Source organism: Tatumella ptyseos ATCC 33301 (assembly GCF_000735525.1).
Taxonomy (GTDB): Bacteria; Pseudomonadota; Gammaproteobacteria; order Enterobacterales; family Enterobacteriaceae; genus Tatumella; species Tatumella ptyseos.
In genome coordinates this window covers 133,910-156,406 of sequence record NZ_JMPR01000008.1, presented here as the reverse complement: position 1 = coordinate 156,406, position 22,497 = coordinate 133,910, and the positions used below count along the sequence as shown (strand labels likewise).

Sequence of the window (22,497 nt, the reverse complement as noted above, 5' to 3'; positions counted from 1 at the left end):
CAAAAGGAAATGATAATTTTTATTATTATCGTTCAGCTTTTGTTGCTGATGACGATAACGTACTGTGTCAGGGTATGGATAGTCACCGGCAGTGTTGCCGAAATGGCCGCCAGGGTGGCTTTAAGATTGACTGCCGGGAAGGTACCGCTCAGACGAAACTCCCCTGCGGTGCCTGTACAGCGGATCAGTCCGCGATGATAACGGGAGAGTGTCGCCACCACCTCACTCAGCGGTTGATCACTGAAACTGAGGGTACCCCGTTGCCATCCGGTTTCTTGCGGATCTGCCGGTTGAATCGCTGAAAAAGCGTGGCGGGTAAAGCGCAGACTTTCCCCTGCACATACCAGCCTGAACTGACCGGGGGCATCCGGTAACCGGACCTTCACCGCATGCTCACTGACCGTCAGTAGTGTACTCTCCTCGTCTTCCCGGACGGAAAAGATTGTCCCGAGAGCCGTCAGCAGCCCCTGGCGGGTCAGCACCCGGAACGGACGGTGCAGGCTGTCTTTACCGGTGGTAATGGCAATATCACCATACAGCAGCCGGATCAGACGTTGCTGCTGGTCAAAACGAACATTGACTGCACTTCCGGTATTCAGCATCAGAGTCGAGCCGTCAGCCAGTTGCTGCTGCATCATCTGTCCTTTCGCCGTATGGTAATCGGCCCGCAGACCTTCAGCCATCTCTGAGCGCCATAACGGCCAGCCGGTGGCAGCACCACCGAAGAGCAGAAGGAGGCCTTTCAGCACCGAACGACGTGTGGCTGGTGGGTCTTTCAGTAAAAAACGACCGGTTCCGGCGGGCAGATCGGTGATTTGCTGACGCAGCGCTTCAACCTGTTGCCATGCCCACTGATGGTCGGTATGACCGTTCACCCACTGCTGCCATTGACGGGTCTGCTGTGGGGTCACCTGCGGATCATTGAGCTGAGCATACCAATGGGATGCCGAGCGTAGTGCCCGCCGTCTGGCCTCTGTCAGCGAACTCTGCATTACAGCCCATTCTCCAGCCGGAAGAGCAGACAGTGCTCAGTGGCTTTGGCGATATATTTCTTCACTGAACTGACCGATACGCCCAGGACTTCTGCAATATCGCGATATTGCATGCCGTCCAGCTGAGAGAGCAGAAAAGCCTTACGGCTTTTTTCACTGAGAGTATCCAGCATGCGATCGACCTGTTGCAGGGTCTCCAGCTGGATCTGGCGGATTTCTTCTGACGGTTGCTGCGCTTCCGGCAGAGAGGCCAGCATCTGTAAATAGCTTTGTTCCAGTGCCTGGCGGCGGAAAAGGTCAACCATTACCCGTTTCGCTACGGTACAAAGAAAAGATTTCGGGTCGCGGATAGTGGGTATTGTATCTTTCCCGAAAAGCCGTAAAAAAGTGTCATGCGCAACGTCTTCGGCATCAAAAGCGGAGTGTAATTTCCGGGTAAGCCAGACCGTTAACCAGCCATGATGTGAATGATAGAGTTTATCCAGCGTCAGGGCAGCAGAAGAAATGGCGGAGTCAGTCATGGCATCAGGCGTCACAGGTTAAGATCAGGCTGCATATTAATATGAGAATAGTTATCATTTCAATGACGGGATACATTTATCCTGGCGGGGGATAGCCCCGGTGATTTGCGTTGGTCATAAAATTGTCATACCGTCAGTGTAGTCTGCCCGAAAATATTCAGAGAGAGCGAACATGATGAAAAATAAGTTAAAAATCCTGCCCCTCATTTTACTCCCGCTGGTAAGTTTTTCTTCCCGAAGTGCTGATGTCCCTTCAGTCTGTGCCCCGAAAACCTATGAAATGGCACTCCGTTATCAGCAGAAATCTGCAGAAATTATGGCTCTGCAGTTGCAGACCTATAAATTTGCACAGCAGACCTTTCAGGCAAAAGTCGCCCGACTGGCGGACCCGGAAAAAGCGGCAGTGGTGATGGATTTAGATGAAACCGTGCTGGACAATACGCCGTTAATGGTCAGGGATATCGAAAATTGCCACGATTTCACCCGCTGGGATACGTGGGATGCATGGGAGAAATCGGGACATCCCGGGCTTATCCCCGGCGCAAAAGCGTTTCTGCAGGCCGTGAATGCGAAAAAGGTGCATATTTTTTATGTCTCCGATCGCAGTCAGGCGAATAAAGCACAGACTCTGGCATTACTCCGTTCGCTGGGGTTACCTCAGGTATCAGAAGATAATGTTATGCTGGATACCGCATCTAAGCAGGTCAGACGCGCCACCATCCGTCAGCACTACTCCATCATTATGTTATTCGGTGACAGCCTGCCGGATCTCTCAGCGCAATTTAAGAATAAAAAAACAACCGAGCAGCAGCGTCAGCTGGTCGCAGAGAATGAAGCACATTTTGCGGATGACTGGATTGTGTTACCGAATGCGGCCTATGGTTCCTGGACGGATGCCACATTGACCCCCTGGAAACAATGAGGGCATAAGGTCGATACTTTATTTATCACAGACTGACCGGGATCCCCATGTGAAGTAAAGAATGTACCGGTGCTACGACCGGTATCCGATACCTTTTCTGGCCGGTCTTTCATAAAATTTTCCCGCTTACCCTGTCCCTCTTGCCTGATTTCAGGGGGGCAGGCATGATTACTGGTCAATAGAGGGTGACATTAACTGATTCAGGGCCGCGTACTGCAGCAGCATAATAGTTTTCCCGTCATTGATGGTACCGTTATTCATGGCCTGCATAGCCTCGGTAAAAGGCATTTCAAGCACTTCCAAATCTTCGCCTTCCTCTTTCAGTCCGCCTCCCCGCGAAACCCGGTCTTCCGGGTGATATTCCGCGACAAACAGGTGTAACTTTTCGGTGACCGATCCGGGACTCATCCAGGCCTCAAAGACTTTCCTGACGTGACTTATCCGGTAACCGGTTTCCTCTTCAGCCTCCTGACGTACACGGGACTCAGGGTCTTTTGCTTCCAGCAATCCGGCAGCGACCTCAATCAGCATGCCTTCGCCGCCATTAATATACGCGGGCAACCTGAATTGGCGGGTCAGTATTACGGTGCCTTTCTCGCGGTTGAAAAGTAACACGGCCGCACCGTCACCGTGATCATAGGCTTCACGATTTAACCGCTGCCACGAACCGTCATGGCGCTGAAAATCAAAGGTATATTTCTCCAGCAGATACCAGTCATCAGAAAGCGTTCTGACATCGACTATCCGGACTCTGTCATTCGGTGATTTCACTGTATGGCCTCCATCGGGTGGTTTGCCGGGAAAATAACCCCGTCATTCTGTACTTTTTACAGGCAATCAGTGTAGCGGGGAGGGGGAAAATGTCATTATAAAAGACGTTTTGTACCCGGATGGCAGCGCCGTGGGGGGTGACAAACCGGAGATTCGGACATACCTGTAGCCATTTCATGGCCCGGACGTTGCAATAGGTTCCATCATCATAGGCCAACTGTTCTGTACAGGCAGAGAGTTCTGCTGCGCTAACCCGCGGCTGCCTCCGGAATACCTGGATCTTATATGACCGGAACAAGCGGTTTTGCCTCCGCAGATGACCCCGGGCTGTACAGATACCGGGCCTTCACCGGCCCGGTATCTGAGCGTTATACCAGGTTGTTTTTGAGCAGGTGATCTGCCAGCCTCAGCGTTAACGCCGCCCCGGTCAGGGTTGGATTCATACAGGAGGTGGAAGGCATCACACTGGTTCCGGCGATATAGAGGTTCGGATGGTCATGAGTCCGGCAATCTGAATTGACGACCGAATTCTTAGGATCATCACCCATGATTGTGGTTCCCATGATGTGCTGACGATCCTGATAGCTGGTATCAATTTTCAGTATTTTTCCGCCGAGTAGTTTTGCAAAGTTAGCAAAATCTTTCAGCCCTTCATTTTTACCCGCTTGCCAGTAATCGGTGACACTATAAGAGAGTTCCGGCAGGGGAATACCAATAGCATCTGTTTTGGTTTTACTCGGTACGATGCGGTTCTCTGGCAGCGGTACTGTTTCAAAATCGATAGCAAAGTTAAGTGAACGTGCAGATTGTCTGCGCAGCTCAGCATCCAGTTCTGATCCCAAAATCCCTTTGCTGATCAGCGAAGCTGCATAGTCTGCCGTAGGCACGGTATTACGTACTTTGATTTTGTAACTTGGAAACTGTTTCCTGAATTCCCCGTCACGGTTATTCAGATACACCAGTAATTCTGTCGGTCCCTGCCCGGGCCAGACATCCTCATCCATCATAAAATTCATACTGATGCCGGTATGTCCCATCAGGTTCCGTCCTACCTGATCTGAGGAGTTAGCGATACCTTTAGGGTATTTTTCAGAGACAGACATCAGCAGAAGTTTTGGCGATTCAATCCCGTAAGCCGCGACAATAAAGACATTTGCCGTCAGGGAGTGCTCTGACCGGTCCGGCTTCCTGTACCAGATACGGGTAATTTTACCGCTGTCATCGGCTTCAATGTTATAAACGACCGAGTTATCCAGTAATTTCGCTCCCAGGCGTTCTGCTTCATCGATGTGACGGGTACCGTCATATTTGGCTCCGATTGGGCAGACCGGGTTACAATTATTATTTCCGGCACATACCGGACGATTCCCCCATGGACGGGTGGCCCTGCCATTTGGTTCAAGCACCGGGTTGTAGCCTCCCTTTCCCAGTAATTCACTGAGGCGGTCAAACATATAACTGGTGGGTAGCCCGGGCATCGGAAACGGTTTTGAGCGCGGCGGCCAGGCTTTACCCCCATGTCCGCTCTCATCCTGCCCATCGACGCCGGATACACCAAGCTCATATTCTGCATCGCAGTACCAGGGCTCCAGGTCATCATAGCTCAGAGGCCAGTCACGGCCATGGCCGTACAGGCTTTGTAACCGGAAATCATTTGGGATCATTCGCCACAGGGCTGAACCAAAATGCCAGGTCGTTCCGCCCACCACCCGCAAATACTTGGTAGGATATTTGACCGGGCCGACCTGCTGTAAATAATCGCCATAGGTCGAAGGCACATAGGGCAGGTCAGGATAAGGTGACCCGACACCTTGCAGTTTCATATTAGTCAGAGACATTTTAAACGGTGAGTTACGGAAGCGTTCCACAATCTCCTGTCGGGTGACCCTCGGGCCAGCCTCGACAATAATGACGGATTTACCGGCCTGCAGCAGCCGTGTTGCCAGTAATCCGCCCATGACACCTGACCCGATAATAATAACATCTGCATCTGTCGTCGTCTGACTCATACTTCCGGCCCCTGATGTGCGGGTTTATTATCAACGGCAGCCCAGGAAATCGGGCCACTGCCATACGTGGGAACCACAAGAATGCCCTGTGTTGGCAGGTACATCATGGCTTCTGCATAGGCGATTAGCTCCAGTTTATCGTCATTCCCTACAACTCCCCGGTACCAGGCTGAGATAACTTGTGAGGCTGCCTGACGGAGATCAGAATTCACAGGATTATTCTGCAGAAAATTATCAATATTCCGGTATTTTCCCGGCCGGATATCCTGCTGTAACAGGGACAGTTTCTGATCAAAATTAGCATCATGACGATGCAGGCCATCAAAATAACGTTGTGCCAGCACAGGATTTACCCGCCGGTTTACCAGGAATTCCGACAGCGGAATAAAACCGCTGTCATGTAAACCGGCAGCCGCGGCACGATACGCAGGGAACAGAGAACCGCATAATCCGGCAACCGAAAGTACTCCAATCCCTTGTAATAAATGCCGGCGGGAAATACCGGAAGGGGGGGGATTATTTACGGACATGTTTCCTCCTTTTACGCAGAGCCAGCAGGATCAGCACGAGGATCACTATCACGCCGCCTGCCAGTACTGCCGGGTTAGCCAGCCGGACAATGATCGGCGTCGGACCGCCTTCCCGCACCGTTTTGACCTGATCTGCCGTCACGGACAGTGCGGCATTACCGTAGTGTTTCAGTACATAGTTAGCGACATCAGCGACCTGTTGATCATTCAGTCGTTCAGAAAAAGCCCCTGCGGGGCCAAAAGCTGGCATCGCGATGTACTGCCCATCCGCATGGCGATGTACGCCAAACAGGATCGTAGCGATCAGATTGTCCGGTGTTGTTGCACCGGTGGCGCTGTTATGAAACAGAGAAGGATAGAACTGACTTCCTTCGCCGTTTGCCTGATGGCAGCTGGCACAGGTGCTGCTATAGATTTGCCAGCCAGCATCCGGATGAGCCACCGAACGTAATGTGTTTTCAGTCTCTGACGGTTTCCCCTGATCAAAGCGTGATACCGTCGCCGCTGCTCCGGAGGGGGGCACCTGGCGGAGCCAGGCGACGATGGCATGCAAATCATCATCGCTAAGATATTGCAGGCTATGATCAATGGCTTCAGCCATCGGGCCAGCGGCCTGCGCCTTACCATTAACATGGCCGGTTTTCAGATAACGATATAGCTCATCATTGCTCCAGCTACCGATGCCGGCGGTTTTATCAGAGGTGATATTCGGGGCATACCAGCTCCCCAGTTGACTGCCAGACAGCGCTTCACTGTTTTTCTGCCCCATCATAAAATTACGTGGCGTATGACAGGTATCACAGTGCTCCAGAGCATTGACCAGATAGTAACCCCGGTTGAGCTGCGCCGATCCCTGAGTATCGGGAGTAAAACGCTGATTATCAGCAAATAACAGGTCCCATAGCGCCATGGTGCTACGTATTGAGAACGGGAAAGGCAGGTGTGTCGCCGGAGCGGCTTTATTGACGGGGTTAACATCATGCATAAAATACTGATAAAGCGCGCTTATATCGCTATCAGTCATTTTACTGTAAGAGGTATAAGGCATCGCCGGATAGAGGTATTCCCCTTTGGCATTCACCCCTTCGCGTACGGCCCGGGCAAAGTCTGCCTCACTGTAATTACCGATGCCGAAGATCTTTGATGGAGTAATATTGCTGGCGATAATATTTCCCATGGGCGATGAGACAGCATACCCGCCGGCCATCGGTGCCCCTGAAGGTCCGGGTGAGTTATGACAGGCACCACAGTCGGCAGCAATTGACAGATATTTTCCCTGCTCAATGACTGATGCTGCGGCCGGGGTATCTGCAGCTTGTGCCGCTTTACCTGCCAGCATCAATAGGCTGAGAATCAGAGCCAGACTCGATCGTCTCAATTTACACTCCTGCACATGACTAAGTTATCAATCACTGCCCCGAACACCGGGACCGCCGATCCCGCGGCCAGCGCCGTAGAGGGAAGTGAAAAAAGCATCCTTCGTGATAAGAAAAATAATGCGTACTCTCAGGTCCCGGCCAAACCCGGGGATAAGCCATTGAACAGGTTATCCGGCGAGGTAATTACCTTAAAAATAGTCATCACGCTAATGTTTGCAACGAATATTATTAACAATTTGTTAATTTAATCGCAAAATCTACAGGGGGGAATAATATTGTAACCGGTGATATACCCCTGCCAGACGATGCGGGGTCTCGCTGGCAGAGGGGGCATGCCATAAAAAAGGCAGCCGGAGCTGCCTTTGATGCCGGTGGATATTTTAGAAATTGACGTTCGCGCTCAGGCCACCAATAAAGGCATTCTGTACCTGGCTGACCGCGCCGGGGGCGGCGACCAACTGCAGATTCGGACGTACCTGTAGCCATTTCGTGACCCGGACGTTGTAATAGACTTCATAATCATCTTCCGAACCGCTCTGTACAGGCAGATAGGTCGGACGGGTATCGCTATTCACGCCCTCAGCACGGTTTTCATCACGCAACATGCGGGAGTAGCTTGAGTTCACGTGGATACGGGCAGCACCGACCCCGATTTCATCTTCCGGGCGGGCATCAAAAGGACCTTTCCAGGTGAATGAAACGGCCTCGTAATTATCGGTTTTCGACGTCCGATGGTCATTCATCACAGCCTGTAATGTCAGTGTTAACCCACGATCTGCGCTGCCATGCCAGGTGGTCAGTTGCTGTTGAGCCACCAGGTAACCGCCATAAGCATGGGCGGTATCGCTATACCCTGTGTTGTGCCATGAGCTGTAAACATTGTCACTGGCTGACGAGTAGTAATAACCCAGACGATAGTTGCCAGGTAAGTGATCCGGACCCAATGCCGGCTTCCAGCCCAGCTCTACCGGCACCATATTGCCGGTCGTCGGGCTGAACTCCAGACGGAAACCGTCACCGCGTTCGGTGTTGTAAGGGGTCTGATTATACAAACCGACCTGCATAAAAACGTCCGGCGTAATATTCAGCTTAACCCGGCTACCCCATTGGGAAACCGGCCAGTTAAACCAGTGATCACCACGCCAGTTACCGGCCTGGCCATTTCCGAAAGCCAGGTTCTGGAACTGACTGTCGATCACATCAAAGTCTTCTGCGACAGTGAGACGACCGGCCTTGATATCCAGACGATGATCGAAAAAGCCTTTTCTCAACCAGAACTGGGTCAGACGCCAGGTCTGGCCCCGTCCCCAGACTTCCTGAGGAGATGACAACATGCCCGCCTGCGGATCACTGATATGATCGCCCAGGTTTTGCCCGTCACGATTGGTGACGGTGAACCGGAATTCGGTATCCTGCCAGTTGAGGAGTTTTTGCAAATCGAGGTCGACTCCGAACCCCCACTGGTCACTGTAACGGGCGGTAGTTGAGGTGTTATAGCCTCCTGCCAGGTTCGCCGCATTTTCCATGGTGTAGTTAACCTGGAAATCTACGCCTTTCTGTTTCAGTTGGGTGCGTGTCCCGCCCCAGTCACCGGACATCCAGGGCGAGCCATTACTCAGGGCATCGGCTGCTGAACTGACGGACGGAAATACTGATGTGCTCAGCAGCGCCAGACTGAAGATAAGAGTGTTATGAGAGAGCCTGTGCATTGCTTTTTTTTTCATGATAATAATTCTTATAAAAAAGGTATTTTCTTACTTTATGGGTGTGATTGCCTTTTTATGAATATCGTGCTCAGAAGAATTTTATTATTTAAAATTCAGAGAAGGTGCACCAATATCTATCGTTATATTAAAAAGCCGATCCGCGTATCCCATGTTTTTGTCTTTGCCGGCCAGCAGGGGGGCTGCTTTATCCTGTATTCCGTTTTGCCGACGGAGGATGGCGAAAGCTCACTATTTGTGGCGACGCCTGCCGGGGAAAGGCGGGGGCTACTATACAGTAAAATCTGCATAAGTTAATTAATTGTTGATTTGTTTTGTTCTTAATGTTTTATAAATGGATCGTGGTGTTGTATTTTCAAGGAAGGAAAAGGGATCATATTTTCGGAACATATAAAAATGTACTGTTTTTCACACTATTCTTAAGGAAAGTTATTATTTTCAATGGGTTGTGTTTTTCCGGTTTCCGGGGGAGCAGGCCGTTTTCAGGGGGCAGGGGTAAATAAACGCGATAATTCACGAATAAGAAATGAAAACCTGAGGGAAACAGAAGAAATATTATCTTTATTACGTGACAGGTGTTTATTATGCGGATAGCCCGCGATATTTTTTTATTTTATATTTTCTGATTAATAAGGCGTCAAAAGTATTAAAAAAAGAGCAAGAAAGTGCTTTATTGGGTCCGGAAAATCAGGTACATTTTCAGACGTAGGGTACAGAGGTAAGATGTTCTATCTTTCAGACCTTTTACTTCACGTAATCGGATTTGGCTGAATATTAGCCGCCCCGGTCATTTCGGTGATCGGGGCGTTTTTTATGGAAGATAGTGCGAAAGTACCGTCAGGAAGCCATATGCGGGAATTAAACTTCGGCGTTATCTCCGGCACTGATCGAATAAGTACTGAACCACTCGTCCAGTTTATTTTTTAATTTATCAACGCCAATTTTCTTCAGTGAAGAAAACATCTCTACCTGAACGTCGCCTTCAAAGGATTGGCTGTGCTCACGTACCAGATTCAGCTGTTTTTTTCTGGCGCCAGAAGCCAGCTTATCGGCTTTGGTCAGTAATACCAGCACCGGAATATGGCTGTTAACGGCCCATTGCACCATTTGCTGATCGAGATCTTTCATCGGATGGCGGATATCCATAAGAATGACCAGTCCTTTTAATGAATCCCGCTTTTGCAGATATTCAGCCAGCGCGCGTTGCCACTTCAGTTTCATCTCTTCCGGGACTTCCGCGTAACCATAACCCGGTAAATCCACCAGCCGATAGCCGTCAGCAACTTCAAACAGGTTAATCAGCTGGGTCCTGCCGGGGGTTTTACTGGTACGTGCCAGCGACTTCTGATTGGTTAACGTATTTAACGCACTGGATTTACCTGCGTTAGAACGTCCGGCAAAAGCCACCTCCACACCACTATCGACAGGCAGATGGCGAATGTCCGGGGCACTGGTAACAAAGTGGGTAACGTGATAATTCCATCCAGACAAGGTCAAACTCCGCATAATAAGGTCAGGGTAATAACGGGAGTATACCTGTTATGGCGGCAAAGTGCCTGTATACAATGTGATCCGCACCCGATTTGATCGCGGGTGGCGCCCGGCAGGATCGGTCATCAGTGAACGGGGGATATCCGTTACCCTGTTTTCGCCCTGTTATTGGCCTGGAATCCAGCTCACACGGGTGTGTAATCCCCTGACCCTGTGAGTTTTTCCTGCTATTGTTACGGAACAGGTGAACAGCCTTGCGGTTTACTCAGTGCTGATCTGCGGGGGAATAAATACCGGTTACCGGGCGACAAAACCGGCTTCGGGTATCAGCATGGGAGCACCTGGTTCTGATAAATGTGCGATACCCGCAGCTGTCGCTTTTTAATTGTGCTGGTTTCTGCTAGATTCCGCCGCAATTCTATACTAAAGAAAAACCATTGAGACTGAACACCATGAAACAACCTGCCAAAGCACCGCGCGGTAAATCCGCACCTCAGCGTAAGACGCGCGCCGAACTGAATATGGAAGGCCGTGACCGTCAGCGGCAGAAAAAACAAAAAGGTCTGACAGCCGGTAACCGTGCAAATCCTGCGAATGATCAGGGCAAGGGTAAAGGGAAAGACAAAGCGCTGAACGACCCGCGTCTGGGCAGTAAAAAGCCGGTTCCTCTGGTCGCTGAAGGTGCTGTGGCCGCAAAACCGGTGGTTAAACGTCGCGAAGCGGCACCTGCCCTCAGTGCCCGTGAAGAACTGGCCGCGCTCGAAAGTAATGAGCGTCTGGATACGTTGCTGGATCAGCTGGAGAATGGCGTAAAATTATCTGCAGAAGAACAGACCTGGCTGGATACGACGCTGGACCGTATTGAAGTCCTGATGGAAAAACTGGGTATCGATCTGGATGAAGACAGCGAAACGCAGGATCCTGAAGCAGAAGAAGATATGTACAGGTTACTTAAGGGTAACTAATCAGTTTTCCGGGGTGCAGAGTGAATTTTGTACCCTTTACTGAGAATAGTTAATCATGCTTTGGCCAGGATCAATTTTAGCGCTGTTGTATGCGTGTTTTCTCCTGTTCTTCTTCGGTAAACTACGGCGTCTGTCACGATTGAAATCGCGGGTGCGTCGCCGATACCGGCCCCCTTCTCCCGGAGTTGCGCGATCTTCTTTCAGAGCCCGCCACCGGAAGGAGTAAGTATGTCTGTACCTCAGATTGAATGGGATCAGCCATTAATCGAAAAATATAATTATTCCGGGCCGCGCTATACATCGTATCCCACTGCTCTTGAGTTTGATCAACGCTACACCGAACAGGACTTTTTGCAGGCGGTCGGTCGCTATCCGCAACGTCCGCTGTCTCTCTATCTCCATATCCCGTTCTGCCATCGACTATGTTATTTCTGTGGGTGCAATAAGCAGATCACCCGGCAAGGGCATAAAGCGGATCAGTATCTGGATACGCTGGAAGCTGAGATCCTGAAACGCGCACCTCTGTTTCGTGACAGGACAGTGACACAGATGCACTGGGGCGGGGGAACACCGACATTTCTGAATACTGCTCAGGTCTCACGTCTGACGGCCTGCCTGAAAGCGAACTTTTGTTTCTCTCCGGATGCTGAAATTTCTCTCGAGCTGGACCCGCGCGAAATTGAACTGGATATGCTCGATCACCTGAAACAGGAAGGTTTCAACCGGCTGAGCATGGGGGTTCAGGATTTCAATAAGCAGGTCCAGAAACTGGTTAACCGCGAGCAGGATGAAGACTTTATTTTTGCCCTGATGGCACGGGCAAAAGCACTGGGTTTTGTGTCCGGAAACATTGACTTAATTTATGGATTGCCGAAACAAACCCCGGAAAGTTTTGCCTATACCCTGCAAAAGGTCCTGGAATTACGTCCGGATCGCCTGAGTGTCTTTAATTACGCCCATATGCCGGAGCTGTTTGCCGCTCAGCGAAAGATAAAAACGGCTGATCTTCCTGATGCCGCTCAGAAACTGGCTATTCTGCAGCAGAGTATTACCACCCTGACGGAGGGGGGCTATCAGTTTATCGGCATGGATCATTTTGCCTTACCGGAAGATGAACTGGCGATAGCGCAGCGGGAGGGAGTATTACACCGGAACTTCCAGGGATACACGACACAGGGAAATACCGATTTACTGGGTCTGGGCGTCTCGGCCATCAGTATGATCGGGGATACTTATGCGCAGAATCATAAAGTGCTTAATCAGTGGCACCAGAGTGTTTCAGAACAGGGGACGGGGCTCTGGCGCGGAGTCAGCCTGGATACCGATGATTGTCTGCGCAGGGAAGTGATTAAAGCCCTTATCTGCCAGTTCTCGCTGGATATTCGCCAGACGGAACAGCAATGGGGGATCGATTTCAGTGACTATTTCTCAGAAGATTTGCAGTTATTAACGCCTTTTATCCGCGATGGTATGGTCATCAGGGAAGGGGATTGTCTGCGGGTGACTGCCCGGGGGCGGTTACTGATCCGTAATATCTGTATGTGCTTTGACCGGTATCTGCGTAATACCGTCCGGCAGCAGCACTTCTCACGTGTTATCTGAAACAACCGGCAGTCTGGCTGCCGGTTTTCAGAAGAGGGGGATTATTCCATCCCCAGTTCCTTCAGTTTCCTGGTCAGAGTATTCCTTCCCCAGCCTAACAGACGCGCGGCCTCCTGCTTATGCCCCTGGGTAAAGCGCAGGGCTGTCGTCAGCAGCGTTCTTTCCATTTCCGGCTGAGCATCGGATAACAGGTTTTGATGACCGGAACGTAATGCCCGGTCAGCCCATTGCGCCAGCAACGTTGCCCAGTTATCCGGTGACGAGGTGACCGGAGTCTCCGCCGGTGTTGTTTCAAATAACTCCGGAGGCAGATCCTGAATCAGCACTTCCTGTCCGGCAGCCATGACGGTCAGCCAGCGGCAGGTGTTTTCCAGTTGCCTGACGTTCCCTGACCAGTGCAGGCGTGTCAGTGCCGCTTCGGTTTCCGGATGCAGGATCTTTGTTTCCACCCCAAGCTCCCTGGCAGCCACTTGCAGGAAGTAGTGTGCCAGACGCGGAATGTCCTCCCGGCGTTCACGCAGCGGCGGGAGGTGGATACGGATCACGTTCAGACGGTGGAATAAATCTTCACGGAATTTCCCTTCCTGAACCCGTAATTCCAGATTCTGGTGGGTCGCGGCAATAATACGGACATCCACTTTGACCGGGGCATATCCCCCGACCCGATAAAACTGACCATCAGCGAGTACGCGTAATAACCGGGTCTGCACGTCCAGTGGCATATCACCAATTTCATCCAGGAACAGCGTACCGCCGTCCGCCTGCTCAAAGCGCCCCTGACGAACCTGATTCGCTCCGGTAAATGCCCCTTTTTCATGTCCGAAAAGTTCTGATTCAATCAGGTCTTTCGGGATAGCGGCCATATTCAGTGCGATAAACGGTGACTTTGCCCGCGGACTATGACGGTGTAAGGCATGCGCCACCAGTTCTTTCCCCGTACCGGATTCCCCGTTGATCAGTACACTGATCGATGAACGTGACAGACGACCGATAATACGGAAGACGTCCTGCATGGCGGGTGCTTCACCGATAATATCGGTGGTCGGTCCGCTGTCAGGATGGTTTCTGGGTTGCTGTTGTTCCTGATAATGGCTGATGGCCCGCTCGACGAGAGCGACGGCTTCATCGATATCAAAAGGCTTGGGCAGGTAATCAAAGGCCCCTTGCTGGTAGGCACTGACCGCAGCATCAAGATCAGAATGTGCCGTCATTATGATGACCGGCAGCATAGGATGACGTTTTTTAATTTGCTTGAGTAGTTCAAGGCCATCCATACCCGGCATGCGGATATCTGACAATAATACGTCCGGCGTTTTACTGGCGAGTGCATTCAGTACGTCGTTTCCGTTTTCGAACGCCGTACAGCTGACACCGGCTCCAGTGAGCGCACGTTCAAGCACCCAGCGGATGGAGCTATCGTCATCGACGATCCAGACTATCCCTCGTTGCATGGTAACCTCACTGGCGAATAGGCAGGAAAACCGAGAATTCGGTATGTCCTGGCCAACTGTTAAATTCTATTTTTCCTGAGTGCTGGTCAATCAGGCTACGGGCAATGGATAATCCAAGGCCGGTACCTCCCTCACGTCCACTCACCATGGGATAAAATAATGTATCCTGCAGTTGCTGGGGTATGCCCGGGCCATCATCTTCAATATCGATACGGGCAACCAGACGGTAACGCACACCGTGTAAGGTGAGCTGAAATGCGGTACGGGTACGCAGGGTGATGGTCCCACCCGCCTCACCTAATGCCTGCAGAGCATTCCGTACTACGTTCAGTAATACCTGTTCTATCTGATCCGGGTCGTGGGCCAGTTCCGGCAGACTGGGATCATAATCTCTCACCAGAGAGACATTCTCCGGCAGTTCCATCGACACCAGATTGACAATACGTTCAGCCACCTGGTGAATACTCTGAGTCACGTGCATGCCTGGCTGCTGCGGGCCCAGTAACCGGTCAACCAGGTTACGTAAACGATCAGCCTGCTCGATAATGACTTTGGTATATTCATTGAGCGACGGGTCCGGAAGTGCCCTGGAAAGCAACTGCGCTGCTCCGCGTAATCCTCCCAGTGGATTTTTTATTTCATGGGCCAGTCCACGGACTAAGTCTCTGGCGGCGACCTGTTGTGCATGCTGAATCTGTTCCTGGCTCAGGCGGCGCTGGTTATCCATCGGGGCCATTTCCAGCAGGATTTTTTGATCAGGAAACGTCTGTGCGGTCAGGGACATAATGTGCGCTCTGCCATCCACCACTATCGTCACTTCACTGTCAGTAAATCCCAGACCTGATTTCAGGCTTTCCTGCATCACATCGATATTCAGAGAGAAATATCCGGTCAGTTCCGGTAATGGCGTACCAAAAATTTTACGGGAACTCTGTGCCAGTAATTGTAATGCAGCCGGGTTCGCATAATGGATGACCAGATTATCATCGACCACTAACACACTGTTGATGAGAGAGTTGAGTATCTGCACGGCATCGTGTTGTGTGTTGGCTATCATTTTTCCATCTCCGCGTGACCAGATAAAGCCCGTCAATGCCGTATTCCGGACTAAAACATCAGTTGATACGGGCTGTTGTCTGTCTGCCCGGCAATGAAAGGCGGTTAACTGGCAGTATAACCAGCATGAAATAATTATTACACATTGAAATTACTGAGAAAAAAGCCCATCCGGAGATGGGCTGAATTTTTCCACGCCAACAACTCTGCAGCAGAGATTAAACGCTGTAGTAAAGCTCGAACTCTACCGGGTGCGGAGTCATACGCACACGGTCGTTATCTTCTTTACGCAGGGCGATATAGGCATCGATAGTATCATCGGTGAATACGCCACCACGGGTCAGGAAGCTACGGTCTTCGTTCAGTGCGTCCAGCGCTTCTTCCAGAGAACCTGCCACTTTCGGGATCTCTGCTTCTTCTTCAGGAGGCAGGTCATACAGGTTTTTATCCATCGCATCGCCAGGATGGATTTTGTTGATAATACCGTCAAGACCTGCCATCAGCAGTGCTGCGAATGCCAGGTATGGGTTGGCCGCCGGGTCCGGGAAACGCGCTTCGATACGGCGAGCTTTAGGGCTGGCAACTACCGGGATACGGATTGAGGCTGAACGGTTACGGGCAGAGTAGGCCAGCATAACCGGAGCTTCATAACCCGGGACCAGACGCTTGTATGAGTTAGTCGTCGGGTTAGTCAGGGCATTAATCGCTTTCGCGTGTTTGATAATACCGCCGATGTAGTACAGCGCCGTTTCAGACAGGCCGCCGTATTTGTCACCTGAGAACAGGTTAGTACCGTCTTTAGACAGTGACATATGGCAGTGCATACCTGAACCATTATCGCCAAACATAGGTTTTGGCATAAAGGTCGCAGTTTTACCGTAAGCATGTGCAACGTTGTGTACCACATACTTATAGATTTGAATTTCGTCGGCTTTTTTCACCATGGTGTTAAAGCGGGTAGCGACTTCGTTCTGGCCTGCAGTAGCAACTTCATGGTGATGTGCTTCAACGACCAGGCCCATCTGCTCCATCGTCAGGCACATTGCTGAACGCAGGTCCTGTGAGGAGTCGACCGGAGGTACCGGGAAGTAACCGCCTTTCACACCAGGACGATGGCCTTTGTTACCGCCTTCGTAGGCTTTACCGGTGTTCCATGCTGCTTCGATATCATCGATAGCCACGTGAGAACCGGACATGGTTGAACCGAAACGTACGTCATCAAACAGGAAGAACTCGGGTTCCGGTCCGAACAGTACAGTATCAGCGATACCTGAAGTGCGCAGGAAGTCTTCGGCACGTTTCGCGATAGAGCGCGGGTCACGGTCGTAGCCTTGCAGTGTGCCTGGTTCCAGAATATCACAACGGATGATCAGGGTCGGGTCTTCGAAAAACGGGTCCAGTACCGCGGTGGTTGGGTCCGGCATCAGCACCATGTCTGATTCGTTAATACCTTTCCAGCCGCCGATGGATGAGCCATCGAACATCTTCCCTTCTTCAAAGAAGTCTTCGTTGACCTGGTGAGCAGGGATGGTGACGTGCTGCTCTTTACCTTTACTGTCGGTAAAACGGAGATCAACAAACTTAACTTCGTGTTCGTTCATCAATGAGAGAACGTGTTCAACGGACATACTAACTCTCCTGAAATAATCATTGTTGTCGTGGATGGAGAACTGAACCGACGATGACTCACGAGGCGCTGTGAATTCCCGGTGGAAAGTTCCCGACAAGCGTTTCAACCGTTATGAAACTGTCGTTGTTGCTTCTCTTTGGTTAAGCGAAAACTGTGCCAACTTTTTATTTCACCGGAAAACGGGGTTTTAGCGGCAACCGGCATTAATGGGCGGGGCACTATACTGGCGCAATGCACCAATTTGGTGATATCAGGGGAGATGAATTGCACTATGATGGTGCATGCTATCTCTGTCTGCTCTCCATTGCACTAAAAACGTACGTAATCTGCTGCGGATACAGGCCATTTAAAAAAGACTGTGAGAAAGTTACACGGAATACTGTGATCATGTTCAGTCTTCCGCCTAATACGTGTACAATAGCTCGCTATTTCTAATGCCTGAGGCAAAGCTGTGATCGAAAATTTGCGTAATATCGCCATCATCGCGCACGTTGACCATGGAAAAACGACCCTGGTTGATAAGCTGTTACAACAGTCCGGTACTTTTGATGCCCGTACCGAAGCAACTGAACGTGTGATGGACTCCAACGATTTGGAGAAAGAGCGTGGGATTACTATCCTCGCGAAAAATACCGCGATTAAGTGGAACGATTATCGAATCAATATCGTCGACACTCCGGGACACGCCGACTTCGGTGGTGAAGTGGAACGTGTCATGTCGATGGTAGACTCTGTGCTGCTGGTGGTTGATGCTATCGACGGCCCGATGCCACAGACGCGCTTCGTAACCAAGAAAGCATTTGCTCATGGTTTGAAGCCAATCGTTGTAATCAACAAAATTGACCGTCCGGGCGCACGTCCTGACTGGGTTGTCGACCAGGTATTTGACCTGTTTGTTAACCTGGACGCGACCGACGAACAGCTGGACTTCCCGATCATTTATGCATCGGCTATCCAGGGTATTGCCGGTGATGATCACGCTGCAATGGCGGAAGACATGACGCCACTGTATGAAGCTATCGTTAAGCACGTACCTGCGCCGAACGTTGATCTGGATGGTTCTCTGCAGATGCAGATTTCTCAGCTGGACTACAACAACTACCTGGGTGTTATCGGGATCGGTCGTATCAAGCGTGGTAAGGTAAAACCTAACCAGCAAGTGACTGTTATCGATAGCGAAGGTAAAACCCGTAACGGTAAAGTCGGTAAAGTCCTGGGCCACCTGGGTCTGGAACGTATCGACAGCGACCTGGCGGAAGCCGGAGACATCATCGCTATCACCGGTCTGGGTGAGCTGAACATTTCTGACACTATCTGTGATCCTCAGAATGTTGAAGCGCTGCCTGCACTGACCGTTGATGAACCAACCGTTAGCATGTACTTCTGCGTAAATACCTCACCATTCTGTGGTAAAGAAGGTAAATACGTAACTTCACGTCAGATCCTGGATCGTCTGAAGAAAGAGCTGGTACACAACGTTGCTCTGCGCGTTGAAGAAACCGAAGATGCTGATGCCTTCCGTGTATCTGGTCGTGGTGAGCTTCACCTGTCTGTACTTATCGAAAACATGCGTCGTGAAGGTTTCGAACTGGCGGTATCCCGTCCGAAAGTTATCTTCCGTGAAGTTGACGGTCGTAAGCAGGAACCTTACGAGAACGTGACCCTGGACATCGAAGAACAGCACCAGGGTTCAGTGATGCAGGCGATGGGTGAGCGTAAAGGTGACATGAAGAACATGGATCCGGATGGTAAAGGCCGTGTGCGTCTTGACTATGAAATCCCGAGCCGTGGTCTGATTGGCTTCCGTAACGAATTCATGACCATGACTTCAGGTACCGGTCTGCTGTATTCGACCTTCAGCCACTATGGTGACCTGCGTCCGGGTGAAGTCGGTCAGCGTCAGAACGGCGTACTGATTTCTAATGGTCAGGGTAAAGCTGTTGCGTTCGCACTGTACAGCCTGCAGGACCGCGGTAAGCTGTTCCTGGGTCACGGTGCTGAAGTTTATGAAGGCCAGATTATCGGTATTCACTCACGTTCAAACGACCTGACCGTGAACTGCCTGACCGGTAAAAAACTGACCAACATGCGTGCTTCCGGTACGGATGAAGCCACTACTCTGGTTCCTGCTATCAAGATGTCTCTGGAGCAGGCTCTGGAATTCATCGATGATGATGAACTGGTTGAAGTGACTCCGACCTCAGTACGTATCCGTAAGCGCCATCTGACTGAGAATGAGCGTAAACGTGCTTCCCGTGGCGGCAAAGACTCTTAACTGAGCTTGCTGTAACGCAAAAAACCCCGGCAAGCCGGGGTTTTTTTATGTCTGCAGGCCGGCCTGTGATACTGCGTACATTTGTCCGTAACCCCCGGTCTGTGGCTTGTTTTCCTGTGCCGAAGGCAGGCTTGTTACCTGCTCTGCTATTTTTCTCTGTCTGCCTCTCTGTTAACCGGGACTATTTGCCGCTAAAGTGAAATGACCGATAACAACCAGGGAGACGACTATGCTCTATATCTTTGATTTAGGAAATGTCATCGTTGATATCGATTTCAAACGGGCACTGGGGGTCTGGAGCCATCTGAGTGGCGTACCGCTAGCTTTATTACAGCACCGTTTTACGTTTGACGAGGCGTTTGAACAGCATGAACGCGGAGAGCTGACCGATCAGCAGTTTGCTGCCTCTCTCTGTAAAATGCTGGAGATTAACCTCAGCTATGCGCAGTTTGCGGCGGGCTGGCAGGCTATTTTTGTGGGTGCCCGCAACGAGGTCGTCGCACAAATGAATGCACTGCGGGCGCAAGGCCACCGGGTTGTCATCCTGTCAAATACCAATAATCTGCACTGCGAATTCTGGCCGGAACACTATCCGCAGGTGACTGATGCAGCCGATGCCGTTTATCTCTCCCAGCAAATGCAGATGCGTAAACCTGAAGCGAAGATTTACCAGACTGTGCTTGAAAAAGAAGGGGTAACGGCACAGGATGCGATCTTCTTTGATGATAATCCGCAGAATATCGAGGCTGCTCAGCGCCTCGGGATCAAGAGTGTTCTGGTCACCGGTCCTGAAACCCTCAGAGAGTGGTTTTCTGCCAGTGTAGCGACCCACTAGCCGACAGATCTCCGGGTCTTTCATTTCATAGGCAGGGAGCTCAACGATATGATCAAGCGGATAAAATTTCTGCTCAGCTGGGTGGCGCTGCTTTGGCGTCGCATTGACGACGATAATATGACCGTCCATGCCGGCAATCTGACATTTGTCTCGTTGCTGGCGCTGGTACCTTTGGCGACGGTGGTGTTTGCCTTGTTTGCTGCCTTCCCGGTATTTTCTGACATCAGCGTCCAGTTGCGGCATTTTATTTTTGATAACTTTGTCCCTGCCGCGGGCACGGTGGTGGAAGATTATCTGGAACGCTTCGTTTCCAATGTTAACCGGATGACGGCGGTGGGAGCCATCGGGCTTATCGTCACAGCGCTGCTGCTGATGCACTCGATTGACAGTGCATTGAACACCATCTGGCGAAGTACGAAAAAGCGGCCGCTGGTTTTCTCGTTTGCCGTCTACTGGATGGTGCTTACCCTGGGGCCGTTACTGGCCGGGGCAAGCCTGGCAATGAGCTCGTATCTCCTCTCTGTGCAATGGCTCAATGATACCGGGGTCACTCATTTGCTGGACCCTGTGCTGCGCTTATTCCCCCTGTTGCTTTCCGTACTAGCCTTCTGGTTGTTGTATAGTATTGTGCCTACACGTGAGGTGCCTTCACGGGATGCGTTTACCGGTGCATTGTTTGCCGGCATTCTGTTTGAACTGGGCAAAAAGGCATTTTCACTGTATGTCACCATGTTCCCGTCATATCAGCTGATCTACGGGGTGTTGGCGGTAATACCGATCCTTATCCTCTGGATGTACTGGACCTGGTGTATCGTGTTGCTGGGCGCAGAGATCACGGTCTCAATCGGGCATTACCGGCAGCTGAAACAATCACAGAAAGAAGAGTCGGAAACCGCATGATTGCATTAATACAACGCGTCACTCAGGCCAGTGTCACTGTCGACGGTGGGGTCGTCGGCCAGATAGGCCCGGGCTTACTGGTGCTGCTGGCGGTAGAAAAAGAAGACGACGAGAAAAAAGCGCAACGGCTGGCTGAGCGTGTGCTGGGGTATCGTGTTTTCAGCGACGAGCAGGGGAAAATGAATCTGAATTTACAGCAGGCAGAAGGTAGTCTGTTGGTGGTGTCGCAATTTACTCTGGCGGCAGATACCGGTAAAGGGATGAGACCGTCATTCTCCGGGGGAGCTGCGCCGGAAAAAGCACAGGCACTTTATCAGTATTTCAGTGAATGTTGTCGTCAGCAGGGTGTCACTACTGAAAACGGGCAATTTGCCGCAGATATGCAGGTGAGCCTGGTCAATGACGGACCGGTCACTTTCTGGCTGCAGGTGTAATAAGACAAATGTCGGTACTCTGGCCGGACCGTTGATGGGTCAGCAGGGAGAATTTTTATATGTATCACCTTCGAGTGCCCGAAACACCGGAAGAGCTGGAAACGTACTTTCAGTTCCGCTGGGAAATGCTGCGCAAACCTTTAAATCAGCCCGTCGGCTCTGAGCGCGAAGCATGGGATGCTACCGCGCATCATCAGATGGTCGTCGATGAAGATAACCATCCGGTGGCTGTCGGACGTTTATATATTAATGCCGATAATGAGGCATCGATCCGGTTTATCGCGGTAGATCCGGCGCTGCGTGGGAAAGGGCTGGGAACACTGTTGATCATGACGCTGGAATCCGTGGCCCGTCAGGAAGGTGTGAAACGTATCACCTGTAGTGCCCGTGAAGATGCTATCGAATTTTTCGTCAAACTGGGGTATGTCAATCAGGGGGAGATCCTTGCGGCACAGACCTCACCGGTTCGCCATTTTCTGATGATAAAGCCCAGTGTCAGTATGGACGATATTCTGCATCGGGCTGACTGGTGTGAACAGTTGCAACAGGCCTGGTACCAGCATATTCCCCTGAGTGAAAAAATGGGGGTCCGTATTCAGCAATACACAGGGCATCAGTTTATTACCACGATGCCGGAAACCGGCAATCAGAACCCCCATCATACGTTGTTTGCGGGGAGCCTCTTTTCGCTGGCGACATTAACCGGCTGGGGGTTGATCTGGTTATTGTTGCGGGAGCGTCATCTGGGGGGAACCATCGTCCTGGCAGATGCCCATATCCGTTACCACAGTGCCATTACCGGCCGGCCGGGAGCGGTGGCTGAATTAGGTTCACTGCGCGGAGACCTGGACAGGCTGGCCCGGGGGCGGAAAGCCCGGGTCCGTCTGAATGTACAGCTACAGGGTGATGAAAAAACCGGTGCGGTATTTGAGGGCGTCTATATTGTCTTGCCTGCCGATCCGCAGCGGTCACTGGAGGAAGGCGGCTCAGGAATTAACTGAGCAACGCCG

Annotated in this window: 20 protein-coding genes; 9 read left to right on the top strand and 11 right to left on the bottom strand. The window is 51.2% G+C overall.

What is annotated here, in order from left to right; translation table 11 throughout:
* Window positions 1–32: 32 nt before the first annotated feature.
* Window positions 33–992 carry a ferric citrate uptake sigma factor regulator FecR gene (fecR, locus tag GTPT_RS02630; protein WP_029990054.1) on the bottom strand — a complete coding sequence of 320 codons (960 nt, stop codon included), beginning with the start codon at window positions 990–992 and terminating at the stop codon, window positions 33–35.
* Entirely contained in the window at window positions 992–1,513 is a 522-nt protein-coding gene (fecI, locus tag GTPT_RS02625) for a ferric citrate uptake sigma factor FecI (protein ID WP_025901603.1), read from the bottom strand. Before fecI ends, fecR begins: the two co-directional genes overlap by 1 nt.
* 175 nt (window positions 1,514–1,688) lie before the next feature.
* Here fecI and GTPT_RS02620 point away from each other — a divergent pair, with 175 nt between their 5' ends.
* A complete protein-coding gene (locus GTPT_RS02620; protein WP_025901602.1) occupies window positions 1,689–2,435 on the top strand; it encodes a 5'-nucleotidase, lipoprotein e(P4) family in 747 nt (248 codons plus the stop codon).
* 168 nt (window positions 2,436–2,603) lie between these two features.
* Here the strand turns inward: GTPT_RS02620 and GTPT_RS02615 are convergent, their stop codons facing one another.
* The 5 genes from GTPT_RS02615 to GTPT_RS02590 all read right to left on the bottom strand — a co-directional run bounded on the left by GTPT_RS02615 (window position 2,604) and on the right by GTPT_RS02590 (window position 8,857).
* Complete coding sequence (locus tag GTPT_RS02615) at window positions 2,604–3,206, bottom strand: NUDIX domain-containing protein (RefSeq protein ID WP_025901601.1); 603 nt, start codon at window positions 3,204–3,206, stop codon at window positions 2,604–2,606.
* 368 nt (window positions 3,207–3,574) lie between these two features.
* Window positions 3,575–5,215: a GMC family oxidoreductase gene (locus GTPT_RS02610; protein WP_025901600.1), complete on the bottom strand. Its 1,641-nt coding sequence runs from the start codon at window positions 5,213–5,215 to the stop codon at window positions 3,575–3,577.
* The gene (locus tag GTPT_RS02605) at window positions 5,212–5,745 is read right to left on the bottom strand and encodes a sugar dehydrogenase complex small subunit (protein WP_025901599.1); all 534 of its coding nucleotides are present in this window, start codon (window positions 5,743–5,745) and stop codon (window positions 5,212–5,214) included. The genes GTPT_RS02610 and GTPT_RS02605 overlap by 4 nt, the downstream gene beginning before the upstream one ends.
* Window positions 5,732–7,123 carry a cytochrome c gene (locus GTPT_RS02600; protein WP_422396441.1) on the bottom strand — a complete coding sequence of 464 codons (1,392 nt, stop codon included), beginning with the start codon at window positions 7,121–7,123 and terminating at the stop codon, window positions 5,732–5,734. The genes GTPT_RS02605 and GTPT_RS02600 overlap by 14 nt, the downstream gene beginning before the upstream one ends.
* 381 nt (window positions 7,124–7,504) lie before the next feature.
* Window positions 7,505–8,857 carry a carbohydrate porin gene (locus GTPT_RS02590; protein ID WP_038010765.1) on the bottom strand — a complete coding sequence of 451 codons (1,353 nt, stop codon included), beginning with the start codon at window positions 8,855–8,857 and terminating at the stop codon, window positions 7,505–7,507.
* 714 nt (window positions 8,858–9,571) lie between these two features.
* Between GTPT_RS02590 and spfP the strand changes: the two genes are divergently transcribed.
* Window positions 9,572–9,619, top strand: coding sequence for a small protein SpfP (gene spfP / locus GTPT_RS18080; protein ID WP_071892919.1), 48 nt, complete (start codon window positions 9,572–9,574; stop codon window positions 9,617–9,619).
* 87 nt (window positions 9,620–9,706) lie between these two features.
* On the opposite strand, the gene yihA is transcribed toward spfP, so the two are convergent.
* Window positions 9,707–10,339, bottom strand: coding sequence for a ribosome biogenesis GTP-binding protein YihA/YsxC (gene yihA / locus GTPT_RS02585; protein WP_025901595.1), 633 nt, complete (start codon window positions 10,337–10,339; stop codon window positions 9,707–9,709).
* Between the two features lie 452 nt (window positions 10,340–10,791).
* Between yihA and yihI the strand changes: the two genes are divergently transcribed.
* Together yihI and hemN are read left to right on the top strand one after the other, a co-directional pair.
* On the top strand, window positions 10,792–11,304 hold the full coding sequence (gene yihI / locus GTPT_RS02580) for a Der GTPase-activating protein YihI (protein WP_025901594.1): 513 nt from the start codon (window positions 10,792–10,794) through the stop codon (window positions 11,302–11,304).
* A 228-nt stretch (window positions 11,305–11,532) separates the two neighbouring features.
* Window positions 11,533–12,906, top strand: coding sequence for an oxygen-independent coproporphyrinogen III oxidase (gene hemN / locus GTPT_RS02575; protein ID WP_029990047.1), 1,374 nt, complete (start codon window positions 11,533–11,535; stop codon window positions 12,904–12,906).
* 41 nt (window positions 12,907–12,947) lie between these two features.
* Here the strand turns inward: hemN and glnG are convergent, their stop codons facing one another.
* The 3 genes from glnG to glnA all read right to left on the bottom strand — a co-directional run bounded on the left by glnG (window position 12,948) and on the right by glnA (window position 17,041).
* Window positions 12,948–14,357: a nitrogen regulation protein NR(I) gene (gene glnG, locus GTPT_RS02570; protein WP_029990045.1), complete on the bottom strand. Its 1,410-nt coding sequence runs from the start codon at window positions 14,355–14,357 to the stop codon at window positions 12,948–12,950.
* 7 nt (window positions 14,358–14,364) lie between these two features.
* Window positions 14,365–15,414, bottom strand: coding sequence for a nitrogen regulation protein NR(II) (gene glnL, locus GTPT_RS02565; RefSeq protein WP_025901591.1), 1,050 nt, complete (start codon window positions 15,412–15,414; stop codon window positions 14,365–14,367).
* 217 nt (window positions 15,415–15,631) lie between these two features.
* Window positions 15,632–17,041, bottom strand: coding sequence for a glutamate--ammonia ligase (gene glnA, locus GTPT_RS02560; RefSeq protein WP_025901590.1), 1,410 nt, complete (start codon window positions 17,039–17,041; stop codon window positions 15,632–15,634).
* A gap of 453 nt (window positions 17,042–17,494) precedes the next feature.
* Here glnA and typA point away from each other — a divergent pair, with 453 nt between their 5' ends.
* The 5 genes from typA (at window position 17,495) to fabY (ending at window position 22,488) form a co-directional block, all read left to right on the top strand.
* Window positions 17,495–19,318, top strand: coding sequence for a ribosome-dependent GTPase TypA (typA, locus tag GTPT_RS02555; RefSeq protein ID WP_029990043.1), 1,824 nt, complete (start codon window positions 17,495–17,497; stop codon window positions 19,316–19,318).
* A gap of 229 nt (window positions 19,319–19,547) precedes the next feature.
* Entirely contained in the window at window positions 19,548–20,153 is a 606-nt protein-coding gene (gene yihX, locus GTPT_RS02550; protein WP_025901588.1) for a glucose-1-phosphatase, read from the top strand.
* Between the two features lie 48 nt (window positions 20,154–20,201).
* Entirely contained in the window at window positions 20,202–21,053 is an 852-nt protein-coding gene (locus GTPT_RS02545; RefSeq protein WP_025901587.1) for a virulence factor BrkB family protein, read from the top strand.
* Window positions 21,050–21,487, top strand: a complete 438-nt coding sequence (dtd, locus tag GTPT_RS02540; protein ID WP_025901586.1) for a D-aminoacyl-tRNA deacylase — start codon at window positions 21,050–21,052, stop codon at window positions 21,485–21,487. Before GTPT_RS02545 ends, dtd begins: the two co-directional genes overlap by 4 nt.
* A gap of 59 nt (window positions 21,488–21,546) precedes the next feature.
* On the top strand, window positions 21,547–22,488 hold the full coding sequence (fabY, locus tag GTPT_RS02535) for a fatty acid biosynthesis protein FabY (protein WP_025901585.1): 942 nt from the start codon (window positions 21,547–21,549) through the stop codon (window positions 22,486–22,488).
* Window positions 22,489–22,497: the final 9 nt, after the last annotated feature.